At 30.3% G+C, this 8,127-nt stretch carries 11 protein-coding genes; 2 read left to right on the top strand and 9 right to left on the bottom strand.

Going from position 1 to position 8,127, the window contains the following annotated elements; genetic code table 11:
* Positions 1-326: 326 nt before the first annotated feature.
* The 8 genes from B0A58_RS15565 to B0A58_RS15595 form a co-directional block, all read right to left on the bottom strand.
* Positions 327-830, bottom strand: a complete 504-nt coding sequence (locus tag B0A58_RS15565) for a hypothetical protein (RefSeq protein ID WP_089081799.1) — start codon at positions 828-830, stop codon at positions 327-329.
* Positions 827-2,065, bottom strand: a complete 1,239-nt coding sequence (locus tag B0A58_RS15570) for an AAA family ATPase (protein ID WP_207758867.1) — start codon at positions 2,063-2,065, stop codon at positions 827-829. Before B0A58_RS15570 ends, B0A58_RS15565 begins: the two co-directional genes overlap by 4 nt.
* Positions 2,066-2,533: 468 nt before the next feature.
* Positions 2,534-2,914: a TIR domain-containing protein gene (locus B0A58_RS15575; protein ID WP_089081800.1), complete on the bottom strand. Its 381-nt coding sequence runs from the start codon at positions 2,912-2,914 to the stop codon at positions 2,534-2,536.
* An 11-nt stretch (positions 2,915-2,925) separates the two neighbouring features.
* Entirely contained in the window at positions 2,926-3,765 is an 840-nt protein-coding gene (locus B0A58_RS15580; protein ID WP_089081801.1) for a RipA family octameric membrane protein, read from the bottom strand.
* Positions 3,762-4,238 (bottom strand): TIR domain-containing protein, encoded by a 477-nt coding sequence (locus tag B0A58_RS15585; protein ID WP_089081802.1) that lies wholly within the window; start codon positions 4,236-4,238, stop codon positions 3,762-3,764. Before B0A58_RS15585 ends, B0A58_RS15580 begins: the two co-directional genes overlap by 4 nt.
* 197 nt (positions 4,239-4,435) lie before the next feature.
* Positions 4,436-5,536, bottom strand: coding sequence for a hypothetical protein (locus B0A58_RS16705; protein WP_207758868.1), 1,101 nt, complete (start codon positions 5,534-5,536; stop codon positions 4,436-4,438).
* Positions 5,484-6,515: a DNA (cytosine-5-)-methyltransferase gene (gene dcm, locus B0A58_RS16710; protein ID WP_207758869.1), complete on the bottom strand. Its 1,032-nt coding sequence runs from the start codon at positions 6,513-6,515 to the stop codon at positions 5,484-5,486. Before dcm ends, B0A58_RS16705 begins: the two co-directional genes overlap by 53 nt.
* A complete protein-coding gene (locus B0A58_RS15595; RefSeq protein WP_089081803.1) occupies positions 6,505-6,813 on the bottom strand; it encodes a helix-turn-helix domain-containing protein in 309 nt (102 codons plus the stop codon). The genes dcm and B0A58_RS15595 overlap by 11 nt, the downstream gene beginning before the upstream one ends.
* Before the next feature lie 322 nt (positions 6,814-7,135).
* Here B0A58_RS15595 and B0A58_RS15600 point away from each other — a divergent pair, with 322 nt between their 5' ends.
* A complete protein-coding gene (locus B0A58_RS15600; RefSeq protein WP_089081804.1) occupies positions 7,136-7,366 on the top strand; it encodes a hypothetical protein in 231 nt (76 codons plus the stop codon).
* Here the strand turns inward: B0A58_RS15600 and B0A58_RS15605 are convergent.
* A complete protein-coding gene (locus B0A58_RS15605; protein ID WP_089081805.1) occupies positions 7,363-7,638 on the bottom strand; it encodes a hypothetical protein in 276 nt (91 codons plus the stop codon). The two genes, B0A58_RS15600 and B0A58_RS15605, sit on opposite strands and share 4 nt — an antisense overlap.
* Positions 7,639-7,815: 177 nt before the next feature.
* Between B0A58_RS15605 and B0A58_RS16580 the strand changes: the two genes are divergently transcribed.
* Positions 7,816-7,974, top strand: coding sequence for a hypothetical protein (locus B0A58_RS16580; RefSeq protein WP_165766365.1), 159 nt, complete (start codon positions 7,816-7,818; stop codon positions 7,972-7,974).
* The last annotated feature ends 153 nt before the right edge of the window (positions 7,975-8,127 follow it).

Below are 8,127 nucleotides of genomic sequence, written 5' to 3' on the forward strand. Positions count from 1 at the left end.
TAAATATATTTGGTATTACTTCCTGCGGCATTTTTAATTGTACCGAATTCGGTATAATTAAAATCTGGATTGTATAAAGCTTCCCATTCGCAAATGGCTTCTATTACATTCAAAAACCAGCGTTTTTTTGGTTTTTTGGATTATAAACAGGTTTTTTTCACAGCCTGACGTTCCCAGGCTTTACGTCTGTTGCGGACTAAAGAAGCAGAAACTTTCGGTTAAGCACTGACCTCAAAGATACAAAACAAACTTTAAATTAAACCTAAAACCCGCAATAGCGTAAAACCTGTGTTGGCAGAAGTACTTGATATTTAGTTAATTTCGACTTACTTTATTTTTATTTCAGCTTGGATATCAATTCTGAATCCATTTGTTCTTGCAAAAAACCTTTTACTAAATTCATTATCCATTGTTTTAAAATATGGATGTTTTCTATTACAAGCAAATGCCTTTTTGTATTTTAATTCTGTTATATTGTGATTAGAAAGCAATAGTTTTATTGTGTTTTCTAATTGAGCAACTGCCTCGGGAATCCAACCTCCATTTATTTGTTTTTTTAATTCTACAAGGTAAATACTATTTCCGAATGTTAACATTCCATCGCAAGTACTTTCTTTGTCTTTTGTGCCTTCTTTTAAAATTATTATGCAATTATCAATTGCAGTAAATGAAACGTCAATGTTTTTTTCATTTATTACTTTTGCAATCCATTTGCTTGGATTTGCTATATCTGTATATGCTACAGTATTGTTTTGGTCATCACATATACCAAATAAATCATCACTTCTACTGGCTTCTTTACAATCTGTTTTTAAGAAATTTACACTCATAATTCTTGTTCGATTTCAAGTAATAAGTCAAACATCTCATTCGCATCTGCTAAAGATTTATTTAAATAATTATTATCGGATGGAATGCCTTCGTAATCGTCTAGTTTTTTTATAGTTCCAGTTATTTCATCAAGTTGATAAATTATAACATTGGAACTAGAAACCATCGATTTATGGGGAACAATTTTATTTAATCGTGCTAAAAAAAGTTCAGTTTTTTGATTTGAAAAATTCATTATTTTTTCAAAGAGATAATTAGCTTGTATAGAAACGCATAAATAATTTATGATGTATGGACTATGCGTTGTTATTATCAATCCATTATTTTCATTCAAATTATTAAACTTTAATAAACTGTTCAATATTTTATTTTGAGAGTTGGGAAAAAGATTTTGTTCTGGCTCTTCAACTATATTGATAAATGATGAATATTTAAATTTCGAAGACAAATATTCCAGCGAGGCTTGTTTAACATCATCCGAAATATTTGGATTTGAAAGTATTTGTTCAATCTCTTTTCTAATTCGTTTTTCTTCTTCAATACTTATGTCTTTAATTGTATTATCTTCTTTCTTTTCTAGTGAATTTGCTATAAAGTCAGAAACAACAAAAAGCGGAACAAATGATTGAAAACCACTTGAAGCTTCAGAAAGTTTTATTTTATAATCTTCACCAATTATTGATGAAAGTTTATTTAGTTTTTGATACTCAAATTTTGTGTTATTTATAGGTAAGTCAATTTGCCCCTTTAACTCTTCAACTGCATTAATAAATTCATCCGAAAAAGTATATAGAGTGCTAGGTAAACCTTTTAAGGTTCTCACATTTCTAACAGAACTTACAAAGTTTCTTTCAGACGGAACATACATTATTTTAGGGAATGAATATCCGTTTTTTTCGTTCTTTTTTACTTTAACAAAATTATTTATATATGAGATGTGAAATGCTTTACCCTCATATTCTATAAGTGTTTCGTCTTTAAAGTAATTGCCAATATTTTGATACGTAAAATGTTTTTTTAAACTTTTATCTGTTAAACTTTTTTCACTAAAATCTCCTCTGACTAATGCTTTTTCAATCCAAGTTAATGTAGAAATTAATTTTGCAATTGTACTTTTTCCAGAACCTTGATTACCAATAAACAAAGTAACTTTCTTTAGGTCAATCCAACCTTCATTTTCTAAAGAGCCGTCTTTTATTGGTCCGAAATTTTTAACTTTAATTCTGCTTATCATAAATTCTTTACTTATGCTACAAATATAATGCTTTTTTATCTAAAATCCATATGCGTTCTGTTTTTTGGTATTTCTGCCAACGTCAGGCTGTGAAAAAACTGCCGTTAAATATTTTTCAAAAATAAAATAAAAATAAAATAAAAATAGTGTTTTTTATCATTATTTTTTCAGCCAAACCCACCTCAAAACATCGTTTTACAGCCCACGTTTTTTGGCAACAAAATAATGCTGCTTAAAAATAACCCTTTCGCAAATGGCTTCTATTACATTCAAAAACCAGCGTTTTTTTGGTTTTTTGGATTATAAACAGGGTTTTTTCACAGCCTGACGTGTCGCCGCTTCACGAAGTTGCGGATTTAGAAGCACTTACTTTCAATTTAGCAATAATGTTTATTAGAAATCCGAATGTTCAATTTAGCACTGAACCCGCCATTTTGCCAAACTGCTGTTATGCGTTCGCCCTTCTTGTTATAGAGAATAAATAAAATCTTTTACATTGTCCCAAGTCCATTCTTTACATAGGATACCATACATTTCATCAGGTTTGTCTGAATATCCTGCACCGTCAATGTAGATACCTAAAATTGGAATTTTTTCTTCTTTTGCACAATTAATTTCCCAAAGTTGTCCAGTTGCCTTTTTTGTGTTTTTGGAAATTAATGCAATAAATCCGTCACAACCTTTAATTTTAGTTCTACAATTTGTTTTCCATTGTGTGTCCCAAGGTTCTTTAACTGACATATCTACAAAATCGTAAGGAACGTTTTTGTTTTTTGCTTGTCCTGTAAAAAGGATTTTTGTTGTTTGGTCTTCTATTGCGAAAGCCACGAATACTCTTTTATTTGCCATATCATTTAATTTTAACAGTTACATTTTGGTAAAGTTTGATAGAATAGATATCCGATATACATAAGTTCGATAAATCCGATTATGCAAATGAATATTCTAAAATATTCTATAATTTTTGTTTCAGTTTTTGAATTCGGTTCATACTTAATTTCTTCTGTCAAGATTTTCCACTCGTCTTCAAACATATTAGTTCGTAATTGTTTTTCTATTTTGTCAATTACCTTAAATTTTCCTCTGTTAAGCAAAGCATAAGATAAAATTAGCTTCTCCCAAAAGTAAGAAACAATTAAAGACAAAATGGTTAAAGTGAGCATTCCAAGCATTGCTTTAATTGAAAACCCAAAAGTTTTGCCAAGAACAAAACCGACTGAAAGGATTGAAGAAGTGATTGTAAAAAATAAATTATTCACTTTCATTCTGTTTTCAGTTACCTTTTCGGTTGAACTAACCATTATTTTGTATTGGTCTAATTTTAGTTTCCTATCATCATCATATGTCTTTGTTAGAAACTTTATACAATGTTCAGGATTTTCAAACACCTGAAAACCTTGACAAAATAAAATTGATTGTTCTGAAGCACTGCATAATTTGTAACCAATAATTTGTTTGTTTAAGTTCTTTGCTTTTGCATATTCCCAGATTATTTGTTCACTTTCAAAAGTGTCAGCACCAAGCAAGAAAACAACAAAGTCACTTTCTTGCATTTTCTGTTCAACTTTTTTTTGCCAAGTTTCTGATTGTTCAATTTCCTGTTGAATTGCAAGAAAATTTTCGGATTTAGTTAATAATTCGTTAATAGCTTGTTTAGCTATGCTTTCGTCTTGACTTCTATTGCAAACAAATATTTTCATTTCTTAATTTTGTTTATGCTATTACTCAAATTTTCCCAAGACCATTCAATAATTGGCTTTCCTTTTAATTCGGGTGGTATAGTTCCTTTATCGTTTTTCTTTATATGCATTCCAATTACAGGAATTCCCTCTTCCCTTGCACATTTTATTTCCCATCTTGCTCCGCTTGAGTGATAAGTTTGTTTACTTAACATTACTATCATTCCATCACATTTTTTTATTTTAGTTCGGCATCTTTTTTTCCATTCGTCTTCATTCCAAGGGCTTTTAACAGACATATCAACAAAATTAAATGGCGACCTTTCATTTTTCGCTTGTTGAACTAAATAATCTCTATATGTTTCGTCCTCAATGGCAAAACTTATAAATATTTTTTTCTTTGAAGTTATACTAATTGTTTTATTGTCTTCTTCTTCAGAAAATGCTTTTGCTATTATCGCAATTAGTCCTGCTCCTACAAGTATTGGCCACATTTGTTTGTCATTTTATAATTTAGTTTCGATTTTGCAGTGTCGTTCATAGGGTGACGCATAACGTTTCTCGGCTTTGCGAAGTGGCGGATTTTCAGCACAAAACTTCAATTGAAAAACTGAACTTGAACCTTGTAATAAACTTTCATAGAAGCACGAAACCCGCCATTTTGCCAAACTGCTGTTATGCCCTAGTGCCTTTATTTCAGGTGTTTATCTATTAATTCGTTCCACTTTTCTTTGTGTATTTTCTTTATTTCTGTGTCGTTTTCTATAAGGTTATTATAGTTGTTAATGAACTCGTCTAATGAAGTAATCAAACGCATATAATACTTGATAGTTGGTAAAAGTCCATTTATAATAATTTGGCATCCGTGTTCTAATTTTAATTTATCTATCAATTCTGCAATTTCTAAATTGTCGCTTTCTTTTATGCCGATGTAGGACAGAATGTAATATCTGTCTGGATTGTATCGAGCAATTTTTTCAATTGCAATTCTTACCATAGTTACATCAATTGCTTTGTCTAATTTTATTTCAATTGTTTCAAACAAGTTTTTCTTTTTGAAAATTTCAATGTCGCCTGCCGATTTTGAAGTTCTGTCTGATGCAGTATGACTACCCATTTCAGCCAAACTACATTCCTTGTACCTTCCAATTTCTTTGATTAGACTTTTATAGATTGCGAAAAAAGCCAAAACTGGAAGTTTTGAGCCTCCGTGAGTTGCATATTTAGTTCTAAAATGTTCGTCTAATGCTTTTATTATATTTTCAATTGTAAGTTTTTCAGGATTTTCTAACGGCACAATTGCTACAATTGCATCATTTTTTGATGCTATTGCTTCAGCTAATAATAGACGAAGAACATTTGTAGCAGATGTTGGTTTTTTCTCAACAAAGTCAAGAATATTTAAAAATGCTTCTTTGACTACTTTGTTACTAATTTTACCATTATAATCTAAATTGTAAGGATATGGCTGTTCCAAAGAACGAGTTAGCCAACCACTTTCAGCCATAGAGGGCAAACCAAGTTCTTTTAATGTTGGTGTAATGTGTACAAAGTCAATTGAACGACCCGAAAAACCACCTTTCATACTCGTTTGGTGTTTCCTAACATCTTGTTTTGGGTCTATAATTTTATGAGTAATCAATGTTACTAAAACAGTAAAAACTCCTTTTTGAGTATTAATCTTTTCTCCAATAGATTTAATAAAACCTATTGTTTCTTTGTTTACATCTTTTATGTTTTTAAGCGAATAAGAGAGTTTGTAAATCTCCAACAACTTGTCTTTGTGGTTCATCAATTAATAATTTTTGTTCGTTTATACTTTCGGCAATAGCTTTAATTACTGGAATTGCAACAGAGTTGCCAATTTGTTTATATTGTTCTCCAATATTGGAATGTTTTATAAAATTGGGCTGAAAGCCCATTATTTTATAACATTCATTTATTGTTAGTTTTCTAACTGCGTCTAATTCGGGAATGTAAATAAAAAACCTACCTGCTGTTTCTTGCGATGGAATAGTTGGGTGAGTTCCGTCTATTGAATAAATTCTATTTGGCTGTCTGTGAGCTCTTGAAAGGTGTTCGGTATTTTCTCTAACGCCTTTTTTCCAAATATTTTTATTTCTATAACCAACGAAAATCAAACCACTTTCTTGGTTTTTTGGTGTTTCAATTAATGTGTATTCTGATTTATCTATAAACTCAAAGTTACCATCTGTGTCTAAAAAATCTCTCAATATTACTTTCTTTTTTCTTTTCAATTTTGCAAAATCAAAATAATGTTTTTTTGTAGCAATGATAAAAATTCGTTCTCTGTTTTGAGGAAGTCCAAAATCTTTTGCATTTAAAATTTTATGGGTTACGTTATAACCCAAATCCATTAATGCTTTTAATATGACTGTAAAAGTTCTTCCTTTATCGTGATGAATTAAATGTTTTACATTTTCTAAAACAACAACACCTGGTTGTTTTTTGTCAATTATTTGGCAAATGTCAAAAAATAAAGTTCCTCTCGTATCTTCAAAACCCATTTTTTTGCCTGATATACTGAAAGGTTGGCAAGGAAAACCACCCAATAAAATATCAAAGTCTGGAATGTCTGTCGGATTAATTTTTGTAATATCTCCAAAAGGTTTGTCGCCAAAGTTTGTTTCGTAAACTTGTTGGCATTGAGGATTTATTTCAGATGTGAATACGCATTTGAAACCTGCATCTTCAAAACCTTTTCTAAAACCTCCAATTCCTGCGAATAAGTCTATAAATTTATACTGCATCTTGATTTGCTTTTTGATATTTAATTTTTTCTTCTGCAACGATTAAAATATCATTAGCATAATCAACGTCTTTCAATTCGTAGATTATTTTATCTGAAAACCAGTCAATTAATAAATCTTGTTTTGGTAAATTGTAAAAGTCGGCAAGTTTAATAAGCTGTTCCTTTGTCGGTTTACGTTCTCCTTTTTCAAATTTACTAATCAAAGATTGGTCAATGTCAAGTTCGGAAGCAACTTTTCGTAAGATGAGTTTTTTCTCTTCTCGTGCCGATTTTAGTATTTCGCTTAAATTACTCATTTGGACAAATTTGTTTTAGACTAATGATGTCCAAAATTACAACTTTATTTTTATTTTGAGTTAAAAAATTCATATTTTTTTCTGTCGTTCGTGTTTTGTACGGTCGCTCGTGGCATTACGCCCAACGTTTGCGGCTTCACGCAGGCTGGGCGTGGTAAGCCTAATATTTTTAATTTAAGACTGAACTGTGAAACACAAAACAGTCTTTGGAGTATGCCCTAAACCCCCAGCTTGTGTGAAGCCGATGTTGTGTGTTCGTTGTTTTTTTTATTTTGTTTGTCAAATATAATTCTTTTTTATATTTTCGCAAAAAATATTAACTATGGCTAAACAATTTAATAAATTATCGCTTTTTGAAAACGCCTCTATTGTATGGCTTAAATCAAATAATAGACAAATTAAACTCTTATCGAGGCACGATAACATAAGAAGTAACACAGTCTCTTGGTATGCAGAGTATTACGGTACTACTGATTATGACGGAGATTCTCTTATTGTAAGAGAAAGCGAAATTTATGGAGACGATTTTGATGGAAATAAAATAAACTACTAATCCATATATTGTATAATCCCCTCAAATTTTAGCCTTTTAAAAGCTTCTTTTCTATCGTATTCTTCCCCTGTTTCTCTATTAACTATTTTCCATTTAGAATGTACATTCATATCTTTTGGAAAAGTGCAAGCAGAATAATAAAAAGGCAACACATATCTTTCAAATAGCGGTTCTAAATCATCTTTTGTAAAACCACTTAAACTGTCGATTATTGGTTTTCCCCATTCTTGAAGATGCTCTTCTGTTGGCTGGTATTTTTTAGTTTTTTTCATTTCTAATTTATTCGTTATATATTTTTGTTTTAGAAACGAAATGTGTCATTTTTTGTGGATTACAATGACACACAACTAGTAGATATACGAAAGTTATTGCGTTTTTAACATTCTATATCCACTTCACAAAAGTACAAACAAAAAAAATACTTTGCAATTTTTTTATAAAAAAGCCACATGAATAAATATTATCGTAAAACAAACGTATCATTACAACTTATTTATTTTCAAAAAAGTGCCAGCAGTTTGTTGCTGTATGTTCAGGGTTACTCTTTTGGGAGTCTAACTGAAAGTCGCCCTTGGGCTATGGATGAAAGGTCGCTACATTTTTTGTAGGTCATCTTGTTTTTGAAAAAAAAAGCGGTTTGAATAGGGTTTGTTAAAAATGGTTTGCTAACTTTAATTCATTTTAAATGTAAAAATTCACTTTTGTTTTTATCAACTCGTATATCCATTGCAAACATAAAACATTTTTCGAGTTATTTACAT

This window comes from Flavobacterium branchiophilum NBRC 15030 = ATCC 35035, assembly GCF_002217205.1.
Taxonomy (GTDB): domain Bacteria; phylum Bacteroidota; class Bacteroidia; order Flavobacteriales; family Flavobacteriaceae; genus Flavobacterium; species Flavobacterium branchiophilum.